The 312-nt window shown below is 55.1% G+C and carries 1 protein-coding gene; it reads right to left on the bottom strand.

Features of this window, described 5'->3' with window-relative positions; genetic code table 11:
• Positions 1-312: TonB-dependent receptor domain-containing protein (locus tag B4F73_RS05480; RefSeq protein ID WP_290482684.1), on the bottom strand; the 312-nt coding region annotated here is incomplete at both ends.

Here is a 312-nt window from a genome sequence, read left to right on the forward strand (position 1 = left end):
GATATAGCCGAGGTTCCCCATCAGGGTGAACTCGTCATTGATGAACCAGCTGCCCTCAAGCTCGAGGCCGGTATATTCCGAGGAGCCCGCATTGAAGACCGACGACACAAACGTGTCGTTGACGCCGTCATTGTCGGAATCCGCGCCGCTCTGAACCGTGATCTGCTGGTCGGTATATTCAGCAAAGAAGACGGCTGTGTTCAGCAAAAGGCGATCATCGAAGAAGCTGCCTTTGATGCCGAGTTCATAGCTGTCGACCTTCTCCGGTCCGAAGCCTTCCTGTGAAAGTCCCAGCGTATCGAGGTCAGCACG

The organism is Hyphomonas sp. UBA3601 (assembly GCF_002375605.1).
Classification (GTDB): Bacteria; Pseudomonadota; Alphaproteobacteria; order Caulobacterales; family Hyphomonadaceae; genus Hyphomonas.